This is a genomic window from Mucilaginibacter roseus, assembly GCF_021215455.1.
Lineage (GTDB): Bacteria > Bacteroidota > Bacteroidia > Sphingobacteriales > Sphingobacteriaceae > Mucilaginibacter > Mucilaginibacter roseus.
Window position 1 is genome coordinate 133,204 of the sequence record NZ_JAJPWV010000001.1, and the last position, 21,488, is coordinate 154,691.

Sequence of the window (21,488 nt, forward strand, 5' to 3'; positions counted from 1 at the left end):
TATGGAAAAGCAACGAAAATTTTTACTGGTGTTGCCCTTACTGGTACTTCCGTTCTTGACAATGGCCTTTTGGGCGCTGGGTGGCGGCAAAGCCGGTAAGCAGATGATCAGTAATAACAAAGGGTTAGATACGGAACTACCTGAGGCACAATTCAAAGACAAAGCACAAACGGACAAAATGGCCCTGTACCAGGCGGCACAGCATGACTCTACACAGGACGGGGTAAGTCCGGCCTTTTTAAGATCAATGGGACTTGACCAGGCAGGGCGGCAGCGAACTGATTCTACCCTGACATCTGATGACCAGGCTCAAAGAATCCAGTTGAAGCTCGCGCAATTGAATAAACAAATCAGTCAGCCTGAGGAAGCCCGTCAACCGTCAGACAGTTATACCGGTGCTGAACCACAACAGGTGGAGCAACTCAGGAAAATGATGCGCGATGCTGGCAGCAGCCATACTGCGCCTGATCCGGAAATGCAGCAACTGAACAGCATGCTGGATAAGATACAGGCGATCCAGAATCCTTCATCTGTCGAAACCAAAGCACCCGTCGCCGAGCCGGCCAAGCCGTTTCGTGCGGTCCCAGCCTTGATCGATGGCAAACAAAAGGTGGCGGACGGTGCATCTGTCAAACTGAAACTCAGCGATACAGCCACGATCAAAAATCAATTACTGCCAAAGGGCCAGGAACTTTTCGGCTCCTGCCAGATCGTTAACCAGCGGCTGCTGCTGACCATACAGAATATCAGGTTAGATAAACAGATCATACCCGTCAGTCTCGTGGTATTCAGTTTGGATGGCATGCCCGGCATTCCGGCACCTGAGGCGGAATTGTCCGGTGCGGCAAGTAGCGGTGCTGAAGATGCCATTCAAAATATGCAATTCCTTAGCATGGATCAAAGCCTTGGTGCACAGGCGGCGGCCGGTGGCGTCAACGCGGCTAAAGGACTTTTCAGTAAAAAGCTGAAAAAGATAAAAGTTAAATTACAGGATGGATTCCCCGTCCTTTTGAAGATCAATCGTTAATTAAATCAAGTATCATGAACACAGAAAATCTGAATTATCTGCAAAAGCAATTACTGAACCTCGGGTTTGGTGAGAAACTGAACGACGGACTGGAAAAGAACATCAAGGCGGGCAAGAAAGAATTTACACTGGCCGCCGAACAGGAATACAATAAGCAAAGCGTCGATTATGTCCTTCACTATAAAGCGGGTGATAATAACGAGATGTACTTTTTTAATAAGTACGATGCCTCTTTACGTGATAAAGAGATGCAGCAAACCTTCTACATCAACAAAGGCAGCGGTATCACCGCCAAGGAAGCCTATAACCTGATGGAAGGCCGGGCCGTGCACAAACAGTTGGAGAACCTCGAAGGTGAAAAGTACAATGCCTGGGTGATCATCGATAAGGAGAACAAAACAGAAAACGGCAATTACAAATTGCGGCCTTTTACAGAGGGCTGGAATTATAGACCGGAGCGTGCTATCGATAAGATGGATATTGTCGGGATCAATGAAGAGGGAGCCCGTGAGAAACTGCTTAAATCCCTCGAAAAGGGGAACCGTCACCAGGTGACCGCGATCAAAGACGGCAAAGAAGTAAAACTTTACCTGGAAGCCAATCCTGCCGAACACCGGGTTAACCTGACCAACTGGAAAGGTGAAGCGCAGCAACTGGAACAATACAAAAAGGCTGAGTTCAAAAACGACGTAAAAAAGGATCAGAAACATGCGCAGACTGCGGAGGATGCGCCGGAAAAAAAGCAGCGCAAGGGTGCTAAAATGAAAGTATAATTTTATATTGCCAGCATATCGACCGGCAACCCGCCGGTCAATTGTGATAAGGTTTAGGTTGAAAGTCCCCGGCAGCGAGTGTTTGGGGACTTTTATTTTCCTGTTTAAATTAGCTTCATGAAAACACATGATGAGCGTATCGCGGAAATGAACTATGCCTCAGTATATCCTCATTATCTGAATAAAGTGGAGAAAAAAGGACGAACTAAAGCAGAGTTGGATGAGGTCATATCATGGTTAACAGGCTTTGATAACGGGCAACTCCATTCGCTCATCGCGGAAAAAGTGAATTTTAAAATTTTCTTTCACAGGGCTTCACTTCATCCTCATACAAGCCAGATCACCGGCTTGATCTGTGGTACCGTGTGGAAGAGATCACTGATCCATTGACGCAAAAGGTCCGCTATCTCGATAAACTGGTGGATGAATTCGCAAAAGGCAGAAAGATGGAAAAAATACTTCGTCGTTGAAGCTTTTATTATTTTTGCCGTTGCTATGAAGAATGATCTTGATCAAGTTAAGGCAGATGTGAAACGCCTCCATACCCAGGGTGTAAATTTACTCAATGCCATAAGGGACGAACAGTTCCCGGAACAGATGGAGCAACATTTTACGAACGTCCTGAAAAAGGATTATCAGGAATTTAAGAAAGGGCTGCCGGTGTTCAAATCTGCTTATCAACCCTGGTACAGCGAAGCTGTGTCATTGATCAGGATATTATTGCCGCTTCGGCATAACGACTTTGTCCGCCTGTATGAAAAACCAAAAGGCCGACAAGAGATCACCAGAGAAAATTATGTTATCGAAGATTATTTGAGCGACACGGTCGTGACCGCCGGCTTTGATAAAAAAGTGGTTGCCGGACCTGATGCCGCGATCCCTGCGTTTGAACAGCAATATAATATTATCGGGGCGGTCTTGAATACGATAGACAGTTCACTACTTGATATTCGACGGGAAATTCAAGCCGGTTTGCTGGATGCGGAATTGGACAAGGCCACTCTACTGGCTAAAAATAAATTACTTCGTGCAGCTGGTGTGGTCGCGGGAATAGTGCTGGAAAAACACCTGGAACAGATCTGTGAACGTCGCCAGTTGAAGATCACGCGAAAAACCATTACAGACCTTAACGAATTGCTTAAAAAAAATGAAGTGATCGATTTTCCGGGTTACCGTCACATCAGCTTACTTGCTGAGCTCAATCAAATTTGTATTCAAAATAAAAAACGGGAGCCGGAACTGTCAGAAATCGCCGACCTGATCAACGGCACAGACAAAGTGATCAAAACAGTTTTTTGAAATCAGGCAAACAGCAAGTTTGCCTGATCACTTCAACTTTATCATAACTCGTAAGATTCCCGGATATAAACAAACAAACCCGGCCGGATATCATCCAGATGTGAGACCCGGATATGATTTGCAAATTTTTTACCGGCAGCTACGCTTTTTGTGACCGGTTTTTCGGAATGCGGCACCTTTGAATAAAATTTAAGGTCCAGTTCCTTTTTCATGGGTCGGATGATCAGGAACCCCATCCGCCGGGTAAAAACAATGCAATTGGGCGTCACGCCGATCAAAACATTTGGCCAGTCAGCCACCTCAGCCAGTATCTTGTCAAAGACAAGCACCAACTCCGCCGGGCGTCCTTCAAACAAACTATCCAGGCTGACCCGGGCGCAATAATGCCGGTAGTCCGCCCAGGGCAGTTCACGATCGCATTTCGGACAAGTCCAACTCATAATGATGAAACCCTCAGACGGACGACTTGTTTATCAGACAGCATAGTAGATTCCCTATGATCTAAAGACCCTGATGACATCACGATCTCGCCTTTTCGACACTGATCTTCAGTGTTTCCGACAAACAAGGTTTACTTTGCAGCAATGCCAGGCGCTCGGTGCCAGTAAGACCCTGGTTTAGCCAGGTCTTAATGTCTCCGCGTTCCAATATCGCCGGCATCCGGTCATGGACCTCAGCCATAATACGATTTGGCGCCATAGTGATCATGAGAAAGGTTGGCAGTAGGACGTTGGTCTCTACATCCATCCATATATCCCAAAGCCCTGCAATATAGAACGGTTTTCCGTATGCCCGCTCGATCCGGTAAAGTTTTTCCTGCTCTTTATTGTATTCAAAAAATGCCTGAATGCGGATCACGCAATGTTTCCTGCCCAGGTGACGGCGCCAAATGGTTGGTAGGTTTTCGATCCGGGCATGTTTGTGCTTATTATGGATCTTGTCATCCTCCGGGGTTAACAGGCCCCAGCGGAACTGCTGCACCTTATCCGGCATGGCATCCGTCACGACCGGTAACATCGAGCCCGGATTACCTGTACCATTCGGTTTGGGTTTGAACTGTCGGCCGTCCCGGCCGGTGATCAGTATATCTTTTTGTTCACCAACGAATACTCTTCCACACATAGTCAAAAAATAACGAACAAAATTACTAAATATTTTAGTAATTAATAAATTTGCGTTCTAAATAACTCAGACAGACTTTTTATAAACATAATACCAGTCGTTTTCCTTGACGGACAGTGAACGCAGACTCTTTCGATCGAACCGCTCATCAATAAAGAAAGTTTTCCAGTGGCTTACCTCGGAGACCATATGCCGAACGGTGATCGTAACGGTCAGATCGGTTCTGCCGGAACGTTTGAGGCCCGCCGCCAGTACGATACAAACTTTTCTTACAAACTCATGGATATTTACTTTTTTGGCTTCGGGCGGATAGAAAACTTCTTTATAATACTCCGGCTCGAACCGCCTGAGATCAATAGACAAGCCCCTGTTAGGATGGAACTCAAAAAGGTATTGCAGATCATACTGCGTGATCTTATGCAGGAGTTTGCTGTTGTTCCAAACCCAGGCCATCAGTTCTTTTTTCAGTTCCTCATAAAATTGCCCTGCGTAGTAACTCATTTGGCGACGACGATATCCTTCCAGTTCGTGGTATATTGTTTACTCAGAAATTCCTGTTTCATTTTCCAGGTCTTGGTATAACCTTCAGCAGCGACCCGCAGTGCCCCCCGGCCATAACGGGCATTGATATCGTCCATCAGGCCGCTGAGCGCCTGTTGCTTGCTGTTGTCATAATTACTGAACAGGTTATACTGCACTTCACCTGCCGGAATGATACCGGTAGCTCTAACGCCCGTCTTCAGGTAATTGTAGCCCGGCTGATAAATTGCCCGTAAAGCTTGTAGGCAGATCTTGGTCAATCCCTGGGTACTATTGGTAGCGAACGGAACCTTCACGGTGATGCTCGGGTAATGCTGGTCATGGCTGACATTATGTTTATTCGTCCGCAGGTAAACGGTCAGCGTCATGGCCATACTTTTTTGTTGCCGTAACTTCACCGCGACCGTGCCCGCGTGCATCGCTATGGCTTCCTCGATTTGGCTGAGTTCGGTTTGGTAGGTATTGAAACTTTGACTGGATTCGATGCCCTTGGAGCGTTCGGCCACATCTTTGATCACATTGCAGGGAACTCCCCACAATTCCTGGTGCAGCCGCCAGCCCTGCACGGTCATGTGCTGACGCACCAAGTCGGCGTTCAGCTGCCGGAAATCTTCCGCGGTGGTCACACCCAGTTCCGTTAACTTTTCATAATACTGCCTTCCCACGCCCCAGACATCCTCGATTGGGAATGTTCTGACCACCTCATCGATCTTGGTTTCTGTATCCAGTACCAGGAAGTTACGGCCCATTTTCTTGGATGCTTTATTCGCCAGTTTGGCCAGCGCCATGGTAGGGCCGACGCCTACTGTGATCGAGAGGCCGGTGTCTCTCATCACATTCCGGCTGATCGTGGCCACGTGTTGTTCAAGATCGATACGCTGGATATTTCCAAGCGCTAAAAATGCTTCATCGATGCTGTAGACCATCAGCATATAAGTATACCGCGCCAGGTTATTCATCATCCGGGCGCTCATGTCGGCGTACAGTGCATAATTACTGCTGAAGATCACTGCATCATGATCTTTCAGGGTCTTTCGTACCAGGAATTCCGCGTCACCCATTTTAAGCCCGATGGATTTGGCCTCGTTACTCCGGGCAATGACGCAGCCATCATTATTCGAAAGCACAACAACCACTTTACCGCGTAAAGACGGGTTGAACAGTGTCTCGCAGCTGACGTAGCAGTTATTGATATCAACATGCGCAAACACGGCCGTACCTCCCTGTCTTTTGCGCCGGCTGGAGTAAGGGGTTCAAGGTGAGCATAACCACACCCCAGCATTCCCACTTTATACCGTCTTCAATAACGATGCTTTCCGCTTTTGTATTTGCCTTTAAAACCAACATGTTTTTTTCCGGGCAATATTCACGTACGTAAAAATCTCCTTCGTGAAAAAACACGACGATGCAACCGGCAACCGGTGCTAAGGAACGGTCAATGATCAGGATATGGTCTTCCAGGATATGATAAGCAGTCATGGCCTCACTGCCCATCCGCATGTAATAGGTGTTATCCGGATCGATCACAATGATATCCGTTACATCCAGGGTCGGCTCTTCATGCGTCAGCATGGGCAGCCGAAACCCCAGCACATCTCTTTTTGTCGCCTGTCTCTTGATCCTCAGCATTGTTGTTATTTTTTCCTGTTCCGTTTCTATCTTATTTAAGTTTAACCCTGGGCCTTTATTGATGCAACCATCCTGTTCAAACTTCCTCTTTACACCCACCAATACCGCTGCCGGAGCACGCTCATCCTGGTGCGCATAACTCCAAAAATTTATGGCTCCACGCGGTATTTTTCCAGTCAAATAATATCTGCGCGTTGTTTCATCTTATCCAAATGAGAGACGTCAAAATTATTAATTACAATTTACAATGCTAATATTTTTAGTAAATCTTTATGCCATTCGTGATTTTTTACTCACATTTGCTTCAATGAAAAGCAAGTTGTTTGAGGAAAAACCGGAAACGGCCAGGACCAGTATGGAAAGGTGGGTACGCATATTTCCTGACCGGGGTGACGGCTATCATCTTTATGATCCGTTGCAGGAACAGCCTATCGGACGCATCCTGTTTGATAGCGATGGGAACTGGATCTATGACGGAACTGCACTCAATGTGGAGGAGCAGGAAGAGATCGCCGGGGCTATCAGCGGGCACTGCAAGGAAATGGATAACCTGATCAGAAGTCTATATGAAAAAGAGCATTAATTTTGAACTGACCGCTGCTGAGAAACAGCTGTTGAAAGAACGAAAAGTAAGCCTGAAAGCATTACAGGACTATGCACCGGATGAGATCGCGGCGATGGTGAACGCTTCAGCCGGGCGGACCAGGGAGTTGGCTGCACTGGCTGAATTTCAAAGCATCCCCTCACTTGGAGTTGGTTTTGCCAAGGAACTGATCGCCCAGGGATACTACACACTCGATCAATTGAAAGGTCGGAGCGCGGTTGAATTATTTGATGCTTATGAGAAGCACAGCGGTTGCTGGGCGGACCCTTGTGTGGAAGATTCTTACCGCCTGTTGGTTCACTACATTGAACACCGGGATGAAAACAAACGCTGGTGGGATTTCACGAAAGAGCGTAAAGCTTACCGCGCAGAGTTCGGCTTCCCGGCAGATCGCCCGCTAGTAGCCTGGTACGAGACGGATAAATACCCGAAGGCAAGTGCGTTCATGAAAGTCTAAGCAATGGAACAACTGGCATTGTTTGCAGAAGCCGGGCAAAGCAAAGGACTGCCCAGGGAATACCTGGAATATTTCCCCAAGCTGATCGACCCTTCCACCGGGCAGCAGCTTTTGGAGAAGTTCATCGCAGAGACACCCTGGAAACAGCAGGTACGCATGATGTACACCAAAGAAGTGGTCACGCCGCGCCTGACTGCCTGGTACGGAGATCCGCAGGCCTATGACTACCAATCCCTGAGGAAGACGTATCCTTTGACCTGGACACCGGAACTGCTGATGATCAAGCGAATGGTCGAACCGCTTTCGGGGGTGGAGTTCAATAGTGTGTTGTTGAATTATTACCGTGATGGTAATGACTCGGTAGCCTGGCACAGCGATAAAGAAGAGATCCTGGGCCGGAACCCGGTCATCGCTTCTGTTTCCTTCGGCCAGGTGCGCAGCTTTGATATCCGCAATAAAGCAGATCACAAAGAGCATTACTCGGTCAGACTGGAACATGGTTCGTTCCTGTTAATGAAAGCGGGCCTTCAGGAGAACTGGGAGCACCGGATCGCAAAATCCATGAGACCGATGGGGCCAAGAGTTAACCTGACCTTCAGGGTCGTAAAGTAAATATGATGCTGATACTGGAAGATGTGATATATGGAAATTGGGAAGTAAGCGGCGTATTGGAAGAACTGATCCTGTCAGCGCCGATGCAGCGGCTTAAAGCTGTTCACCAGGGCGGGGCGATCTTTTTGGTAGATCCTTCACAGCAACATACCCGCTATGAGCATTCCTTGGGGGTATGCTGGCTGGTCCGGCACTTCGGCGGCAGCATTGGTGAGCAGATCGCTGCTTTATTACACGATGTTTCCCATACCGCTTTTTCTCATGTTGGTGACCAGGTGTTCGGCCACACCGGCGAAGATTACCATGAGCAGATCTTCGAGGAAGTGATCGGCAGGTCCGGGATCCCGCTTATTTTGGCAAAGCATGGTTATGACCAGGCTTTGCAGTATTTCGACCGGTATACTTTACTGGAGCAGCCACTGCCTGATCTATGTGCCGACCGTGTGGATTACACGCTGCGCGACCTGTATCATGCAGGAATGATCAGCTTAGCTGACATCAGCCACTTTGTATCCGAACTTGCCGTCGAAGGCGGCCGTATGGTTTTGACCAGTGAAGCCGCCGCACGCTGGATCAGTATGCAATTTAAAAGGCTGAACGAGGAATATTTTAAAAAGCCGGAATACCTGTTTGCCAACCAGCGCATGGCGGAGATGCTGAAAAGAGCGATCTCTGATGGTTTATTGAAACCTGTGGACCTTCAACTGGATGACCTTGCCGTCATTGCCAAACTTCGCACATTTGGCTTTGGTGAAGAATTGGATGGGATAACTCAACTTCATGGATTTGAACAGTTTGCGGTCAAAGGTGCCGCAGAACGCATCAAGCGCAGGGAATTGCGCCCTGCAGTATGTCCGTAATTGCTATCTTGCCATGGTGATCACGTTATATGATTTCTTGCGCATGAGCGAGGCCGAGCAGTACGAAGCGGTTTGGAAAGGCACCTTTCTGGGTGACCGGCGGGAAGACGAATCCTGGGTGCAGTGTTACAGCCTGGGTGCCTTTTACGTCGAGGTCTATTACGACCAGGGAGCGAACCAGGTAAAACGGCTCCGGTCTTTTTCAAAGGTCGAACAATTGGCGCCTTATTTATAAACAGAATTTATTACCAAGACGCTGCAAGTCCTTCATGCAAACTTTATGATGAATTCATCAGGGTTTGCGATCTTGCGGCCATATTTATTTTATGAAAAAACGAACAATTTTAAGTGCAGGCCTTGCTTTTGCAGCACTGGGCCTGATCTCCTGGGGGTTTAAAGGGCATCGTGCGGTCGCTACGATCGCACAGAATCACCTGAATACCAATGTAGCCTATGTGGCATCTGCTTATCTGAAAGGCGAGCCAATGGAAGCGGTAAGTACCTGGGCAGACGAGAACCGCGACCCGAAAACTGCCTCATGGCATTACATCAACCTGCCATTGGGGCTTTCCCGTGATGCATTTGTTAAAGCCGTGCAGGAAAGCGACAATAATATTTACACGGCCATTCTTAAAACAGAGGCCACTTTAAAAGATGCGAATGCCTCTACTGAGGCGAAGAACGAGGCGATCAAATACCTGATCCATCTGGTCGGTGATGCGCATCAGCCGATGCATGTCAGCCGTAAAGAGGATAAAGGCGGTAATACTATTCAGCTTCGCTTTGACAATAAAGGCACCAACCTCCACAGCCTCTGGGATAGTAAGTTGATCGATAAGGAAGGCCTGAGCCAAGAAGATATCGTGAAGACTTATGATACGGCGACACCTGCCGACATCAAAAAGTGGCAAAGCGATAGCCCGATCGAGTGGCTGTGGGAAAGCTACCAGATCACTACGGAATTATATGCCAGCGCTAAACCGGGACAGGATATCGATGATATTTATTACCAGAAATACATACCTGTAATTCACAAACGCATAGACCAGGCGGGGATTCGCCTCGCCGGAGAACTGAACCGGTTGCTTGCCGGGCAAAAGATCAAAGCGGCCTTACCCGCCGTTGCTCAGCCAACTGTTGCAGCAGCACCTGCTGCCGTTAAACTGGAAGAGGTAAAAAACAGCATTGGTAAAACAGTAACGGTTAGCGGTAAGGTGTTCAGCAGCCGGGATATCGGGAGTATGACATTGGTGAATCTGGGGGCTGCTTACCCCAACCAGTTGCTAACAGTTGCGCTTAAAGGGAAAGCAAAAGAACTTGGAAACCAGTTAGGAAATAAAACCATTACCGTCGAGGGTGAAGTGATCGATTATAAAGGCAAACCGGAGATCATTATTACTGATCCGGCCAAGATCAAATTATGATATGAATGAGCCATTTATTTTAGCAGTAAATTATCAGGGGACTCAACATGAATTTAAATCACGTTTTGAGCGGTGGGGTTATACCCACCGCATTGCCGTTTTAATTGACGAAATGACTTATACTTTTGAACCGGATGAGGAAAGTAACTATCGGGTGCTTAGCCAGGGATCAAGCACTGACGTTGAGATAAGTTTGCTGAAAGCCATAGCTGAAAAACTGAGTCAATTGAGCGTCTGATCAAGGTCTGCCTATTATTGTTAAGAAAGCAGGGCTGCAAATTCTATGACCAGCCCGGCCAGGGTCAGAGGCTGATTTCGCCGCTAACAAACCTTCATATAGTTAAAGGGAATCTACAATATCGTCGACGAGTATCTTAACATCCTCTTTGATCCGCTGATAATTTAGTATAACCTGGGAAGAGGTGACAGCCGAGGGAAAAGGAATCTCACTGTAACCTGCGGTTTCCTGCTGAATGGCATCATGATCATTCTGTATTTCACAATGAAAAGTTTTCAAGCTGATCTTGTTCCCTGGATCATCAGCGACCATGCCCACAAATTCTCCCGACGATAAAGCGGCAATTTTCGATCCCGGTATTGCATAATCCAACTGTGTGGAGCGACTGACCGAAGTATCACTACTGTTGATCGACACGCTTTCCTTTTGCTGGTTAATCTTCCCGAAGCGTTCAGATAGTTGCTTGGCGGTATCACCGGTAACCTGTCCGCAAACTATATTACCGACAATATTCATAATTACTTCGGCCTGTTCACGTCCATAATCCTTTTTTAACTGGCTGTAGTCCTGCACAGCCAGCGTTACTGCAACTTTATTAGAACGGGCAGTTGCAATCAGGTTGTCGATGCCGTTGAAGTATATAGTGGGGAATTCATCAAAGATCAGGCTGCATTTCTGTTGGTTCTTGCGGTTGACCAGTTTATTGATTCGGTTAACATACAGGGATAAAACTGCTCCGTAAACCTGTGATTTTTGCGGATTATTCGCCAGGCAAACAACTTTGGGTTCATCCGGATTATTGATGTCCAATGAAAAATCATTTCCGCTGAGTACATAATATAGTTGGGGTGAAGACAAACGCGCCAGGCTTATTTTGGCACTGGCAATCTGTCCTTCCAGTTGTTCATAAGCCTCGTTTCGCCAGGCGGATATAAATGGATTGATCAAAACTTCTATTTCAGGTTCGCTGCTCAATACGGCAAACAGTTCTTTATAATCTACTAACGATAATTCAATGACGTGCGGCAAAGTACAATATTTTCCTGCCTTGTATTTTTTTAGGAACCAGATCAGCGCGGTAACGAAGTTGATCGGTGATTCGACAAAGAAGTCGCCCTGCTTTTTGATCCATTCGCGGTTTAAACCCAGCATAACAGTTCGTGCTGCCTCCATCGCATCGGTGATATCCAGCATAGTTTCAGGCTCCAGCGGATTACTGCGGTGCATGATCTTTTCAAAATTAATCACGTAAAAAGACCGACCGCCGTATTGCCGGAGGGCGTTGTAGGCGATACGGGAAAGGTCATCGTATTTAAAATCGTAAATAAGCATGGCGAAACCTTTCCGGATATGCTGGGTAATGATGTGTCGTATTATAAAATAAGATTTACCGGCACCTGGACTACCGCCGATCAGGGTGCCTCTGAAAGGGTTGATGATATTGATCCAGCTGTCACGCTCTTTCCCTTTTAACTGATATTTGGCGGGAAGGTTAATCGAATACTCGTTTTCCAATAGCCGCTCTTCCTGCGGAAAAGTCTCGTTTTCCTTATTGAAGATATCGCCACCCAGTCTGAGTTTAAGCATCCGGAACAACAACCCCCCGCCCGTCATAAACAAGAGGTAACCGAATGATGTGGCACCCATATATAGCCAGGGCCAACTGATCAGGTAGCTACTGAAAAAATAGATGAGGAGGCCGGTTACACAGTAAGTGACAATCGTTTTTGCCCTGATCTTCTCATCACGCTTACCCTTACTGCCCATGAGCGATACCACTAATAAAAGCAATGCGCTCAATTTGGCGAAAAGCATCGTGTTAAAAGCCGTTGTTTTGGACAGCGGCAGTAGGATATGATCAACGACTTCATGCGTTAATTTTAATTTGTAAAATGTATGATAACAGCGCAAATAAAAATGAATGATCAATATAGCGATGCTCAGCAGCCTGGTAAAATCAATGATTTTGCGAAGTGCTTGTTCATTTTCTCCGGTTTGCATAACGTTATAGATTAAGTCCTTTACGTTTTTTCTTCTTGAATTTGTTGAGCGCAGCCAGTTCTTCTCGTTCCGGTGCAAATAGAATATCCCTTAAGTCATCACCTGCCGGTGTTTGGCCAAAATTTAGATCTGTGGATATGGTCAGATCCTGTTGGGCCCTAAGCGGTCCGATCGGATCGGGTAACAGCCGGTCATTGATGGCATTGGCACTATAGGCTTTATCCAGGTCACTGCCATTGAACACCACTTTGTTTTTCTGATCGATCAAGGTAAGGCCGTAGATCCGGCCTTCACGGTTTTGGCGAAGTATGCAATGGATATCTTTTTCTCGCAAGGCTTTTTGAAACCCGTACCTAGTCTGTGGTGATCTTAAGACTTCCTGTAATATTTTAATGAGGCCCTCTTTGAATGGCTTACGCAATTGCTCATTCAACTTGAATTTTTCTTCCAATGCTGTGAGCGTGGGTTTACCATAAATCGTGCTGGCTTTGATCGGTACGCCGACCTTATTGCCTCGATTATCCAGTATCCAGTAGACCAATCCTCCATGCGCATACATGCGGGAATCTTGGGGGCCCCGGTCGGCTGCCATGTTAAATATTCCAAGCACGGCATTTAATTCGGGAACGCTGGTAAATTTGTAGGCCCTCAGCACATAGCCGAGAATATTGGTCATGGCCCTTTTACTCTCTGCTTTACCATAGTCGGCAGCGGCTATGTCCGCTTTCAGGTTTGGCTTTTGCTTAGGCTGTTCATCGGCTTTAAGCAACCCGTATTTGACCTCGATGGCTTTGCGTGTTTTCTCCGACTCGTTCTGACCAAGATAATGGAGATTGATGCGTCCGCCATCACGTTTAATGTTAGTGGTTACGATATGGCAATGTGGATGGCCGGCATCTTCGTGCCGGTAGACCAAACAGGGTTGTGTTTCAAACCCGACACCTTGCAAGTAATCCTTTACAATCTCCTCTAATTTTTCATCCGCCAAATTTTCGCCAGTGGGGAAATTCAGGGAGATATGCACCGCATTGGTCTTAGCCCGTTGGTTCATTGCGGCTAGATCGGTTAGCCTAAAGAGCTTGTCATTAAAAGACAGGGCATCTTTGTCCTTCGGGTATTTGACGGCTGCAATTAAGCTGGCTTTTCCTTGTTTCACTTTGTTCTCATTATAATTGAGCGCGCCGATCAGGCTTTTGCCGCTCTTAATTTTTGCGACCATATATCTGCATATTGGTTCATCCGGTCTTTGATCTGGTTGATGGCAGGCTCCAGTTTGCTATTGATCAAGCTCATCAAATTCATCCAAAGCCGTGTTTCAGCATGGCCATGGGCGCTGTTGATGCTGCGCATAGCCTGGTTCAGGTTAGTGCCGATGGCATTGAGTTCCTGCCGGAGCAGGATCATTTCTTCCAGCACATCGTCCATCGCTTTGTCCCGGTAAAAGACGGTTACCGGTTTTTCCAGCAGGACACTGCGCATGTATTCACTTAGTTTGCGAAAGGGAGTCTTCCTAAAGCGGCCTTCCAATAACTGGTACTCCTCCGGTTGAAAGCGGAGGTTTTTCCATCGGGTCCGTTTATCTGTTTTGGTCATGATATTTACCTTTAAAAGTCCGACTTCGGAGGATTTTGTCCTTTTAGCAGTTTCCCCCGGGAGCCGGGGCAAGATTCAATTGTGACACAATTGTACATCTTGCTGACTGCCGCGAAGCGGGCGGTCTGATCCTGCTATCCATGTTTTAACCGGCATTCTTTGTTGTATCAGTCAGCTTTGCCTTATGGCTGAGATAAAGCTCAAGTGCCTGGATATTGATATCCTTAAGGGATTCATCGCACTCCAGTCCATAAGTTTTGAGCCGCTTTAAAAGGCCCTTGGGTATCCTGTTGTTGAACTGAACTTCGGGCTCGCGTGGGGCCGTTTCCGCTTTTACCGGCAGTACTTCCTGGATAGGTGTCTTTGGCTGTTCTTTCTTCAATTTGTCGGCGAGGTTCCCGAGTTTGTTTTTATAATTTTCCATTTTACTATCCGTATAGTTTACGATCAAATTCACAGCATCTGCTATTATGCTACTTAGCTATCAGGTAATGGCTATGATGCTATTTTACTACGTTGCTATGATATCATGCGATCATGCTAGCTAACTATTACAATAAAAAGCTATGATGCTAATCTGAACTGATACGTTCGACGACCTCTTCCGTTAATGCCATGATCTCTTCTTTTGCCCGGCTGTCGGTACTATTAAGGATACCTGCGGTCATCGACGAGCGCGCAATGCTTACCCGGTCATGCACCCTGGTATTCAGCAACGGCATACCCATGCTTTGCAGCAATTCAGCGACTTCGCGGGTAATGCCGGATCGCGGTTTGACCATGTTGAATACGATACCCGCTTTCACGTGGGGCGATAGCTTCTGAGCCTCCCTGATCAATGCCAGGGTCGAGCGAATGGCCATCACATCGAAAAAACCGGCTTTGGTCGGAACCAGGATAAAATCTGAATAGCGGAACAATTCCGGTAAGCGGTTGGAAAGATATGGCGGCGTATCTACGATGATCAGGTCATACGATAGCTTTTGGATATCTTCAAGTTTGTCCGCCCCGATGATTACCATATCCGGAAAATCTTCGCGAATGTGATAAAGGCTGCCCTGTAGGTCAGTATCGACGAGGGCTACTGATAACTGGTCCCGGAAAAATAAAGCCAGGTTGATCGCTAAGGTACTTTTGCCTACGCCACCTTTCTGATGCGCAATGGTGATGATCTTTCCCATGATTTTTACACTTTTATGGTTTACAAGGATGATAGCAGCGCATTTTCCCGCTGCCGTTTTCTGAGTTTTTGTTCCTGCTCATAATTGAAGATCCATTCTCCGGCTAACAACTTCCAGTTACGGTAGGGTGTACCTTTGGAACTACTCCAGTTGGCTTTTTTGTAGAAGCTGTAAAATACACTCGCTTGCGCGGCAAGCCCTTTCTGGTCAAAATAGATTTCTACCAATATCTTTTGAGGCGGCATCTCCGTGCCGAATCCTTTTTGCGAAATCTGGTCGGGTTTCCTGCGCTCAGCACGCACCCGCCTTGCTTTACGTTTGGGTGTTGGGAGTAACATAACAATAAAATAGTGGCCGGACACTGGCAGGAAGGCCCGGCCGGTTAAACATCAGGCGCTTTTGTTGGCGGACATCATAAAAGTGATGTCGTCGTAATCATAGTAGATAGAGCCTCCGATCTTGGTAAAAGGGAGAACCCCGTTATCTCTTAATGATTGCAAAAAGCCGTGAGAGATGCCCAACAACTTTTTAACTTCGGCAGATTTGAGCCACTTTTTACCAGGCGCGCCGTTAACGCATTCTTTCACGATGCGTTTAACTTCCTGAAGTATTTCATTTTTGAAATCCTCCAGGTCACCCAGGGTTAATATCTGGTTCCGCGTCGGAACCATCCCCATTCTTGATCTCTGTTCAGTTGCTTTGTCCATAACTTTGAATTTTAAGGACTTCAAAATTCGGAAGCAGAAAAATCAGAAAATGACAACTTCGGAAAGGGTGGCGTCATTTTTAGGTAGAAAAGGAACGGGATAGACTAAAATGAATCGAAAACAAAAAATCGAATCACCGATTGTGATTTTAAAGCTGTTATGCTATAAAGGTAGTTTGCTATAATATTAGCTTAATGGCACTTAGAGTTCAAAGTGCTCCTGATGTTATTTTTGATTCAATGGATAGGGAACGTTAAATGCCTCCTGCCAGACTTTAAAGTGCTAGGCTAATTACCGGATGACTTCCTTCAACAGTTCTTTTATATATTTTGAAATATCGGAAACATCGCCTTTACTTACACCTAACAGATCGACTAAGTTTTGCGCCTTTAAATGATGTTCAGACGTAAAGGACCCCAACAGAGAGATAGGGCCCAACTCTTCAAATAAATTATGCGCCTCGTCATAAGTTTCGATTAACAAGTTCAGCAGGTGGAACTTATCCTGCAAAGAACCATCGATAGCTGAATCTAAGAGTTCTTCCAACCTTTTACAATAGCGGTCGTATTGTTCTTTCTCCTTGATGACTTTATATTTCAGGCTACTTGCTTTAACGATCGCTCAAAAACACAAAAAGTTCACAATATGTGAACTTTTTGTAAGGCATTGCATAACTGGACTACAATTGGACGGATAATCGTAAGTGACCGTTCAAGCCTTTCTCAATAATGTTTTGAAGCGTAGACAAGCGCACGTCCTTTAAGTTATTCTCGACCTTAGAGATATACGCTTTCGTAGTACCGCATTTTTCTGCAAGTTGTTCCTGAGTCAATCCTCTGGAAAGTCTGGCCTCTTTCAGCATGGCACCGAGTATAAATGCCTCGGCTTCTTTTTCAAATTGCTCGCGTTCGGGTGTTCCACGCACGCCATATTCGCGATCCAAATGTTCGTCAAATGTAGTTACATTCTTATCTTGCGTTTTCATATTGTTTTTTTATTCTTTCAGCTTTTTCAATTTCAGTCACTGGCGTCTTCATTGTCTTCTTTTGAAAACCGTTCATTAACACAATCAGCCTTCCACTGTCGAAAAAGCAAAATATCCGGAATATATCATTTCCTGCTTGAATTCTGATTTCGTACAGGCCATCCGTTCCGCTAAGGTGTTTAAGATATTTTTCCGGTACCCGCAGATGCGTCTGTATTAATAGAAGTATCCAGTCGATCTTTTTCCTCACAGGTTGCCTCAGACCTTTATAAAAATCCAGAAAGTAATGTTCAAAAAAAACTATTTCTCTTACTTTATTCATACAAATTTAATTAAAGTTGCCCAATTGGGCAACTTGTTATATAATATTTTGATAAGAAAAAAGCTGTTCGATGATCAGGACGCTGATCCGGGCCGCACGTGGTCCTTTTAATACACCAGACAGCATGAACAGCCCGCTGTTGGTGAATGCTAAAGGCGGCAGCGGCTTCGTTGAGGACAAGCCAGGCGAAATTTGCTCAGCAATGTCTATCCACTCTTCCGGGGTGAGCCAAAACATAAAATCGGGTGGGAAACGTTTCGAGTGTTTGGTAACCGCTTTGTGCAGAACCGATATGTTTACTTCATATAATGCGGCAGCATCGAAATCAAATACTACCGTTTGGTTACGAACCTTGAATACCTTACCGGTCAATAGTTCTATAAGCTTTGATGGTGTTGACATATTAAGATTTCTTATAATTTGAATAGTCAGGTTTAAGCAACTGTTGCAGAAAATGCAACGGTTGCCTTTTTAGTCTTCTTCATTGCTTGTCTGATTTTTCTCAATGATCTTTTTGAGTTGCCCCATGTCATCGCTGATCTTTTTTAGTAGCACCCTGGCATAGATCTGGGTGGTAGCGATCTTGGTGTGTCCCATCATCTTACTCACCGTTTCAATAGGCACATTGTTAGACAGCGTGACCGTGGTGGCGAATGTGTGACGCGCAACACCAAAGGTGAGAACCTTCTTTATCCCATTCATAAAGCCGATCTCTTTCAGGTAACTATTCACCTTTTGATTAGACAGATTGGGGAAGAGGGTACCTGCGATTTCGGCGCGGTCTGACTTTCGGTAACGTTCCAAAATGCGCTGCGCGACAGGAAGTATGGGAATATTGGTCGGCTCGTTACTTTTCTGGCGAAATAGCTTGATCCACTGCGCGCCATCTTCACCTGCTGTGATATTGCTTTCTTTCAGGTTCATCAGATCCACATAAGAGAGCCCGGTATAACAACTGAAAACGAAGAGGTCACGAACGATATTCAGCCGGTCAATGGCAAAATCCTTCCCTTGAATCGAATCAAGTTCTTTCTGATTAAGAAAGGCGGTTTCCACTTTTTTGTATCTGAACTTATAGTTTTTGAATGGGTCACGGGATATCCAGGTCAATTTCAGCGCGAGGGTGGTCATTTTACGCAGGCGGATCAGGTGTTTCATCACGCCATTGTTATTCATCGGTCTTTGATGGTCTTTGGGCTTATGGTTCCGGAGATAGGTCTCAAAGTCAATGATGAATTTATAGTCGATATCATTGATCCTAATATCGGTTGTATTGCGCTTTTCTTTCAGGAATTTTTCCAGGTAGCGGCGCGTTACCGCATAGTGCTTGAGTGTACTCCAGGTGAGGGCGGCAGAGGCGGTCTCGTAATGGTAGTCCATTAGTTTGCTGAGCGAATAGGTCTGTTCTGTTTCTTCTCCCAAGAACATGGCCTTCAATAATTGCGGGGTTACTTCCTTGCCTGCGATCTGTAGCTGTTGATAATAGGTAGTGATGGTGAATTTGACCTGCTCCAGATAAGCGTTGGTCTCTTTGGCTTCGGGGACTTTAATCCTAAGACCGCCGCGACCAGCATCCCAATGCTCGACCTTTACATAGTGTTTCAAAGCAAAACGAACGCGTTCCTTGTTGACCGTAATGGCTGCGTAAACGTTCGTTACACCATCCTTCGACCTTTCTTTTTTGATGGTGAAATGCACACCAAATGACTGTGATGTTTTCATCTTTTTACAGTTTTTAAATGAATAAATGATTAATTACATCCCGAAATCGTCATTTTCAGGGGCCAGGAATGGCAAAAGTGAAACTATATTTCCAGTCTATCTGGATTCATTACGATCCTTGCTTAAGGCCGTAACTATTTACAATACAATCACTTACATCATTCTTGGCCCCAAAAGTAAAAACTAATTTCTGGGGGCCGGATTGGTGTCCAAAAGTGTGCATTCGTAAGGATTGAAAAGGATTGGAATAAAATAAAAAACCCTCTAAATCAGCGATTTAGAGGGTTTAACGATTGATAAAAATCGTGTTTTGTGCGCCCACCTGGGCTCGAACCAGGGACCAAAAGATTATGAGTCTTCTACTCTAACCGACTGAGCTATAGGCGCAAATTTTCAGTTGTTTTTCGAGGCGCAATATTACATATTTGCTATGAATTAGTAAAGCAAATAATGAAAAATATTAAAAATATCATTTTTGATTACGGCAACGTTATCTTTAATATCAGCTTTGAAAAAGCACAACAAGCTTGGAGTGAGCTCGGTATCAATAATTCGGGCGACTTTTTTGGTCATCTTAAGCAGGATGCCATTTTTGACGCTTTCGACAGGGGAGAAATAACCGAGGCTCAATTTCGTGATCGTATACGTGAAATAACCGGAAATTTAACACTAAGCGACGGACAGATCGATACTGCCTGGAATAGCATGCTAATCGGTGTGGCCGAAGGTACACATGATCTACTGCTAACGCTCAAAAATAAATATCGCACCTTTTTGCTTAGCAATATAAATGCTATCCATTACGAGTTTATCATGAAATACCTGGAAAAGCAATTTGGATTTTTAGGTAACGATCATCTGTTCGAGAAAACTTACTACTCGCACCTTACCGGAAAACGCAAGCCCGAACCAGCTATCTTTGAGCAGGTATTAACCGAAAATAACCTTGAGCCGAAGGAAACACTGTTTATTGATGATAGTCCGCAACACCTGAAAGCGGCCGAGCAATTAGGTATCAATACTTTCCTGATGACGGCGCCCGATACTTTAAAGGATTATTTTAAACGGAACGGCTTGTTATAACCTAATCAATAAAGCAGGTTAAGCCGGTTGCTTTAGCGGCACTTTTATAAAAAAGTAAGTGTATTGCTTTAATTTGCTTTGCACATAAATTTCGCCGCCTAATGATTTTACAAGCCGGCGCACAACATATAAACCAAGTCCGCTGCCGGTTGACTCGGAATGCCCCCGGTAATACATGTCGTATATTTTACCGATAACACGCGGCGGTATACCCTGCCCGTTGTCGCTGAATTTTATAACTAAATTACCTTTAAAGCTGAATAGGTATATCTGAACGAGTAAACCTCCTTTATGAAAGGTAAGGGAATTTTCAATCAGGTTGTCGAATATATTTATATAAGTATGCGTGTTGCAAACGTGCTTTTCTGTTAAATGAACATCGAAAACCAGCCTGCCGCCAACATCATCCAAACGGCTTTGATATTTAGCTTTCAACTCACGCAAGATTTGCTTAAAGTCCACCTCTGCTACCTGCGTTTCATATGAGTAGGTGCTTAACACATTAAGCTTTGAAAGCATACCGTCAAGCTTGTGTACAACTTGCTCACATTTGTCAAACAAATCCAGCGCATTTTCATCATCCGTAACCAGTTTAGCCAAGTTTGCTAAGCCCATTATGTTGGCCAAGGGGGCACGAAAATCATGCGAGGTACGGTAAAATAAGGTAAGCAATTCCTGATTGGCAGCTGTTACCTCTGCAGTACGCGTAACTACCGTTTTTTCCAAATCGCGGTTAAGGCGGGTTATTTGCTGGTTTTTTCTCTTAAGCTCTTTATTGTTTTTCTTAATCTCCTGCACTAATTCAAGCTGAAGCAATTTATTGGCAGCAAGATCAGCAATACTGCGTAAGAACTTAAAATCAAGATCGACGTGCGAAACTGCTTCTTTAGCGGCGGTAGTAATTATGATGCTCTGATCTTCAAAATAACAAACCGGAAGCGCACGTACATAAAGTATTTTAGGGTCGTTAAAAGCTGTACGCTTTAATACATCTATCGGTCCGTCGGCAACGGAATAGCTTACCGGCAAACCATTGGCCAATACGCCAAGCTCAAATTTACGGATGGCATTGTTTCTCGGCCGAAAAATAGAACATACACCCCGGCTAACTTCAAAACACCAGGTTTCGCCTTGATGAGTATGGCATATCCGCAACAGGTAAGTATCGATTATATATTTAGCATGCGCGGTCAGCGCGTCGCCAATATCTTTAAAAGATATGGCCTTATTGAGATCGGTGGCAAAGCTGGATAGCGCCTCGTACCTTAAACGCTGTGAATGCTGTAGTATTCCCGCCGTGGAATCCATT

General features: G+C 45.5%; 29 protein-coding genes, 1 tRNA gene and 1 pseudogene. 12 read left to right on the forward strand and 19 right to left on the reverse strand.

Features of this window, described 5'->3' with window-relative positions:
- The first annotated feature begins 1 nt into the window (after position 1).
- From traM to LT679_RS00615, 4 genes and pseudogenes are all read left to right on the forward strand, one after another.
- Positions 2–1,027, forward strand: a complete 1,026-nt coding sequence (gene traM / locus LT679_RS00600; RefSeq protein ID WP_232174960.1) for a conjugative transposon protein TraM — start codon at positions 2–4, stop codon at positions 1,025–1,027.
- Between the two features lie 14 nt (positions 1,028–1,041).
- Positions 1,042–1,800: a hypothetical protein gene (locus LT679_RS00605; RefSeq protein WP_232174961.1), complete on the forward strand. Its 759-nt coding sequence runs from the start codon at positions 1,042–1,044 to the stop codon at positions 1,798–1,800.
- Positions 1,801–1,947: 147 nt separating this feature from the next.
- A pseudogene (locus tag LT679_RS00610) lies at positions 1,948–2,270 on the forward strand (DUF2200 domain-containing protein).
- Positions 2,224–3,099 (forward strand): hypothetical protein, encoded by an 876-nt coding sequence (locus tag LT679_RS00615; RefSeq protein WP_232174962.1) that lies wholly within the window; start codon positions 2,224–2,226, stop codon positions 3,097–3,099. Before LT679_RS00610 ends, LT679_RS00615 begins: the two are co-directional and overlap by 47 nt.
- 41 nt (positions 3,100–3,140) lie before the next feature.
- On the opposite strand, the gene LT679_RS00620 is transcribed toward LT679_RS00615, so the two are convergent.
- The 5 genes from LT679_RS00620 to LT679_RS00640 all read right to left on the reverse strand — a co-directional run bounded on the left by LT679_RS00620 (position 3,141) and on the right by LT679_RS00640 (position 6,570).
- Positions 3,141–3,539: a DUF5655 domain-containing protein gene (locus LT679_RS00620; RefSeq protein WP_232174963.1), complete on the reverse strand. Its 399-nt coding sequence runs from the start codon at positions 3,537–3,539 to the stop codon at positions 3,141–3,143.
- Positions 3,540–3,618: 79 nt separating this feature from the next.
- Positions 3,619–4,221, reverse strand: coding sequence for an SOS response-associated peptidase (locus LT679_RS00625; protein ID WP_232174964.1), 603 nt, complete (start codon positions 4,219–4,221; stop codon positions 3,619–3,621).
- Positions 4,222–4,287: 66 nt separating this feature from the next.
- Positions 4,288–4,722 carry a hypothetical protein gene (locus tag LT679_RS00630; protein ID WP_232174965.1) on the reverse strand — a complete coding sequence of 145 codons (435 nt, stop codon included), beginning with the start codon at positions 4,720–4,722 and terminating at the stop codon, positions 4,288–4,290.
- On the reverse strand, positions 4,719–5,972 hold the full coding sequence (locus LT679_RS00635) for a Y-family DNA polymerase (protein WP_232174966.1): 1,254 nt from the start codon (positions 5,970–5,972) through the stop codon (positions 4,719–4,721). Before LT679_RS00635 ends, LT679_RS00630 begins: the two co-directional genes overlap by 4 nt.
- A complete protein-coding gene (locus LT679_RS00640; RefSeq protein ID WP_232174967.1) occupies positions 5,956–6,570 on the reverse strand; it encodes a LexA family protein in 615 nt (204 codons plus the stop codon). Before LT679_RS00640 ends, LT679_RS00635 begins: the two co-directional genes overlap by 17 nt.
- 67 nt (positions 6,571–6,637) lie before the next feature.
- On the opposite strand from LT679_RS00640, the gene LT679_RS00645 reads away from it, so the two are divergent.
- The 7 genes from LT679_RS00645 to LT679_RS00675 all read left to right on the forward strand — a co-directional run bounded on the left by LT679_RS00645 (position 6,638) and on the right by LT679_RS00675 (position 10,585).
- On the forward strand, positions 6,638–6,973 hold the full coding sequence (locus tag LT679_RS00645) for a hypothetical protein (protein ID WP_232174968.1): 336 nt from the start codon (positions 6,638–6,640) through the stop codon (positions 6,971–6,973).
- The gene (locus LT679_RS00650; RefSeq protein ID WP_232174969.1) at positions 6,957–7,451 is read left to right on the forward strand and encodes a helix-hairpin-helix domain-containing protein; all 495 of its coding nucleotides are present in this window, start codon (positions 6,957–6,959) and stop codon (positions 7,449–7,451) included. The genes LT679_RS00645 and LT679_RS00650 overlap by 17 nt, the downstream gene beginning before the upstream one ends.
- Before the next feature lie 3 nt (positions 7,452–7,454).
- Positions 7,455–8,063: an alpha-ketoglutarate-dependent dioxygenase AlkB family protein gene (locus LT679_RS00655; protein WP_232174970.1), complete on the forward strand. Its 609-nt coding sequence runs from the start codon at positions 7,455–7,457 to the stop codon at positions 8,061–8,063.
- 2 nt (positions 8,064–8,065) lie between these two features.
- Positions 8,066–8,923, forward strand: a complete 858-nt coding sequence (locus tag LT679_RS00660; protein WP_232174971.1) for an HD domain-containing protein — start codon at positions 8,066–8,068, stop codon at positions 8,921–8,923.
- 13 nt (positions 8,924–8,936) lie between these two features.
- Positions 8,937–9,158 (forward strand): hypothetical protein, encoded by a 222-nt coding sequence (locus LT679_RS00665; protein WP_232174972.1) that lies wholly within the window; start codon positions 8,937–8,939, stop codon positions 9,156–9,158.
- Between the two features lie 91 nt (positions 9,159–9,249).
- Positions 9,250–10,347 (forward strand): S1/P1 nuclease, encoded by a 1,098-nt coding sequence (locus LT679_RS00670; protein WP_232174973.1) that lies wholly within the window; start codon positions 9,250–9,252, stop codon positions 10,345–10,347.
- 1 nt (position 10,348) lies between these two features.
- Positions 10,349–10,585 carry a hypothetical protein gene (locus LT679_RS00675; protein ID WP_232174974.1) on the forward strand — a complete coding sequence of 79 codons (237 nt, stop codon included), beginning with the start codon at positions 10,349–10,351 and terminating at the stop codon, positions 10,583–10,585.
- Between the two features lie 102 nt (positions 10,586–10,687).
- Here LT679_RS00675 and mobC read toward each other — a convergent pair whose 3' ends face one another.
- The 13 genes from mobC to LT679_RS00740 all read right to left on the reverse strand — a co-directional run bounded on the left by mobC (position 10,688) and on the right by LT679_RS00740 (position 19,483).
- Entirely contained in the window at positions 10,688–12,586 is a 1,899-nt protein-coding gene (gene mobC, locus LT679_RS00680; protein WP_232174975.1) for a conjugal transfer protein MobC, read from the reverse strand.
- A 4-nt stretch (positions 12,587–12,590) separates the two neighbouring features.
- Positions 12,591–13,805 carry a relaxase/mobilization nuclease domain-containing protein gene (locus tag LT679_RS00685; protein WP_232174976.1) on the reverse strand — a complete coding sequence of 405 codons (1,215 nt, stop codon included), beginning with the start codon at positions 13,803–13,805 and terminating at the stop codon, positions 12,591–12,593.
- Positions 13,772–14,179 (reverse strand): plasmid mobilization protein, encoded by a 408-nt coding sequence (locus LT679_RS00690; RefSeq protein WP_232176043.1) that lies wholly within the window; start codon positions 14,177–14,179, stop codon positions 13,772–13,774. The genes LT679_RS00685 and LT679_RS00690 overlap by 34 nt, the downstream gene beginning before the upstream one ends.
- Before the next feature lie 145 nt (positions 14,180–14,324).
- On the reverse strand, positions 14,325–14,603 hold the full coding sequence (locus LT679_RS00695) for a hypothetical protein (RefSeq protein ID WP_232174977.1): 279 nt from the start codon (positions 14,601–14,603) through the stop codon (positions 14,325–14,327).
- A gap of 148 nt (positions 14,604–14,751) precedes the next feature.
- Entirely contained in the window at positions 14,752–15,360 is a 609-nt protein-coding gene (locus tag LT679_RS00700; RefSeq protein WP_232174978.1) for a ParA family protein, read from the reverse strand.
- A gap of 20 nt (positions 15,361–15,380) precedes the next feature.
- On the reverse strand, positions 15,381–15,698 hold the full coding sequence (locus LT679_RS00705) for a hypothetical protein (protein WP_232174979.1): 318 nt from the start codon (positions 15,696–15,698) through the stop codon (positions 15,381–15,383).
- Between the two features lie 51 nt (positions 15,699–15,749).
- A complete protein-coding gene (locus LT679_RS00710; RefSeq protein WP_232174980.1) occupies positions 15,750–16,037 on the reverse strand; it encodes a helix-turn-helix domain-containing protein in 288 nt (95 codons plus the stop codon).
- A gap of 321 nt (positions 16,038–16,358) precedes the next feature.
- Positions 16,359–16,613 carry a hypothetical protein gene (locus LT679_RS00715; protein ID WP_232174981.1) on the reverse strand — a complete coding sequence of 85 codons (255 nt, stop codon included), beginning with the start codon at positions 16,611–16,613 and terminating at the stop codon, positions 16,359–16,361.
- A 133-nt stretch (positions 16,614–16,746) separates the two neighbouring features.
- On the reverse strand, positions 16,747–17,052 hold the full coding sequence (locus LT679_RS00720) for a helix-turn-helix domain-containing protein (protein ID WP_232174982.1): 306 nt from the start codon (positions 17,050–17,052) through the stop codon (positions 16,747–16,749).
- Entirely contained in the window at positions 17,036–17,374 is a 339-nt protein-coding gene (locus LT679_RS00725) for a type II toxin-antitoxin system RelE/ParE family toxin (RefSeq protein ID WP_232174983.1), read from the reverse strand. Before LT679_RS00725 ends, LT679_RS00720 begins: the two co-directional genes overlap by 17 nt.
- A gap of 36 nt (positions 17,375–17,410) precedes the next feature.
- Positions 17,411–17,776 carry an ORF6N domain-containing protein gene (locus LT679_RS00730; RefSeq protein WP_232174984.1) on the reverse strand — a complete coding sequence of 122 codons (366 nt, stop codon included), beginning with the start codon at positions 17,774–17,776 and terminating at the stop codon, positions 17,411–17,413.
- Between the two features lie 69 nt (positions 17,777–17,845).
- Entirely contained in the window at positions 17,846–19,096 is a 1,251-nt protein-coding gene (locus LT679_RS00735) for a site-specific integrase (RefSeq protein ID WP_232174985.1), read from the reverse strand.
- A gap of 313 nt (positions 19,097–19,409) precedes the next feature.
- Positions 19,410–19,483 (reverse strand) — tRNA-Ile (locus LT679_RS00740).
- 63 nt (positions 19,484–19,546) lie between these two features.
- Here LT679_RS00740 and LT679_RS00745 point away from each other — a divergent pair.
- Positions 19,547–20,179, forward strand: coding sequence for an HAD family hydrolase (locus tag LT679_RS00745; RefSeq protein WP_232174986.1), 633 nt, complete (start codon positions 19,547–19,549; stop codon positions 20,177–20,179).
- Positions 20,180–20,197: 18 nt separating this feature from the next.
- On the opposite strand, the gene LT679_RS00750 is transcribed toward LT679_RS00745, so the two are convergent.
- A complete protein-coding gene (locus LT679_RS00750; protein WP_232174987.1) occupies positions 20,198–21,487 on the reverse strand; it encodes a sensor histidine kinase in 1,290 nt (429 codons plus the stop codon).
- Position 21,488: the final 1 nt, after the last annotated feature.

Excerpts from the sequence above, each read along its gene's own strand:
- LT679_RS00665 (WP_232174972.1), top strand. The coding sequence starts at position 8,937 with ATGGTGATCACGTTATATGATTTCTTGCGCATGAGCGAGGCCGAGCAG.
- LT679_RS00705 (WP_232174979.1), bottom strand. The coding sequence starts at position 15,698 with ATGTTACTCCCAACACCCAAACGTAAAGCAAGGCGGGTGCGTGCTGAG.
- LT679_RS00730 (WP_232174984.1), bottom strand. The coding sequence starts at position 17,776 with ATGTCAACACCATCAAAGCTTATAGAACTATTGACCGGTAAGGTATTC.
- LT679_RS00710 (WP_232174980.1), bottom strand. The coding sequence starts at position 16,037 with ATGGGGATGGTTCCGACGCGGAACCAGATATTAACCCTGGGTGACCTG.
- LT679_RS00670 (WP_232174973.1), top strand. The coding sequence starts at position 9,250 with ATGAAAAAACGAACAATTTTAAGTGCAGGCCTTGCTTTTGCAGCACTG.
- LT679_RS00660 (WP_232174971.1), top strand. The coding sequence starts at position 8,066 with ATGATGCTGATACTGGAAGATGTGATATATGGAAATTGGGAAGTAAGC.
- traM (WP_232174960.1), top strand. The coding sequence starts at position 2 with ATGGAAAAGCAACGAAAATTTTTACTGGTGTTGCCCTTACTGGTACTT.
- LT679_RS00745 (WP_232174986.1), top strand. The coding sequence starts at position 19,547 with ATGAAAAATATTAAAAATATCATTTTTGATTACGGCAACGTTATCTTT.
- LT679_RS00725 (WP_232174983.1), bottom strand. The coding sequence starts at position 17,374 with ATGAATAAAGTAAGAGAAATAGTTTTTTTTGAACATTACTTTCTGGAT.
- LT679_RS00625 (WP_232174964.1), bottom strand. The coding sequence starts at position 4,221 with ATGTGTGGAAGAGTATTCGTTGGTGAACAAAAAGATATACTGATCACC.
- mobC (WP_232174975.1), bottom strand. The coding sequence starts at position 12,586 with ATGCAAACCGGAGAAAATGAACAAGCACTTCGCAAAATCATTGATTTT.
- LT679_RS00690 (WP_232176043.1), bottom strand. The coding sequence starts at position 14,179 with ATGACCAAAACAGATAAACGGACCCGATGGAAAAACCTCCGCTTTCAA.
- LT679_RS00655 (WP_232174970.1), top strand. The coding sequence starts at position 7,455 with ATGGAACAACTGGCATTGTTTGCAGAAGCCGGGCAAAGCAAAGGACTG.
- LT679_RS00675 (WP_232174974.1), top strand. The coding sequence starts at position 10,349 with ATGAATGAGCCATTTATTTTAGCAGTAAATTATCAGGGGACTCAACAT.
- LT679_RS00605 (WP_232174961.1), top strand. The coding sequence starts at position 1,042 with ATGAACACAGAAAATCTGAATTATCTGCAAAAGCAATTACTGAACCTC.
- LT679_RS00650 (WP_232174969.1), top strand. The coding sequence starts at position 6,957 with ATGAAAAAGAGCATTAATTTTGAACTGACCGCTGCTGAGAAACAGCTG.
- LT679_RS00720 (WP_232174982.1), bottom strand. The coding sequence starts at position 17,052 with ATGAAAACGCAAGATAAGAATGTAACTACATTTGACGAACATTTGGAT.
- LT679_RS00695 (WP_232174977.1), bottom strand. The coding sequence starts at position 14,603 with ATGGAAAATTATAAAAACAAACTCGGGAACCTCGCCGACAAATTGAAG.
- LT679_RS00750 (WP_232174987.1), bottom strand. The coding sequence starts at position 21,487 with ATGGATTCCACGGCGGGAATACTACAGCATTCACAGCGTTTAAGGTAC.
- LT679_RS00620 (WP_232174963.1), bottom strand. The coding sequence starts at position 3,539 with ATGAGTTGGACTTGTCCGAAATGCGATCGTGAACTGCCCTGGGCGGAC.
- LT679_RS00700 (WP_232174978.1), bottom strand. The coding sequence starts at position 15,360 with ATGGGAAAGATCATCACCATTGCGCATCAGAAAGGTGGCGTAGGCAAA.
- LT679_RS00615 (WP_232174962.1), top strand. The coding sequence starts at position 2,224 with ATGAATTCGCAAAAGGCAGAAAGATGGAAAAAATACTTCGTCGTTGAA.
- LT679_RS00685 (WP_232174976.1), bottom strand. The coding sequence starts at position 13,805 with ATGGTCGCAAAAATTAAGAGCGGCAAAAGCCTGATCGGCGCGCTCAAT.
- LT679_RS00630 (WP_232174965.1), bottom strand. The coding sequence starts at position 4,722 with ATGAGTTACTACGCAGGGCAATTTTATGAGGAACTGAAAAAAGAACTG.
- LT679_RS00645 (WP_232174968.1), top strand. The coding sequence starts at position 6,638 with ATGCTAATATTTTTAGTAAATCTTTATGCCATTCGTGATTTTTTACTC.
- LT679_RS00735 (WP_232174985.1), bottom strand. The coding sequence starts at position 19,096 with ATGAAAACATCACAGTCATTTGGTGTGCATTTCACCATCAAAAAAGAA.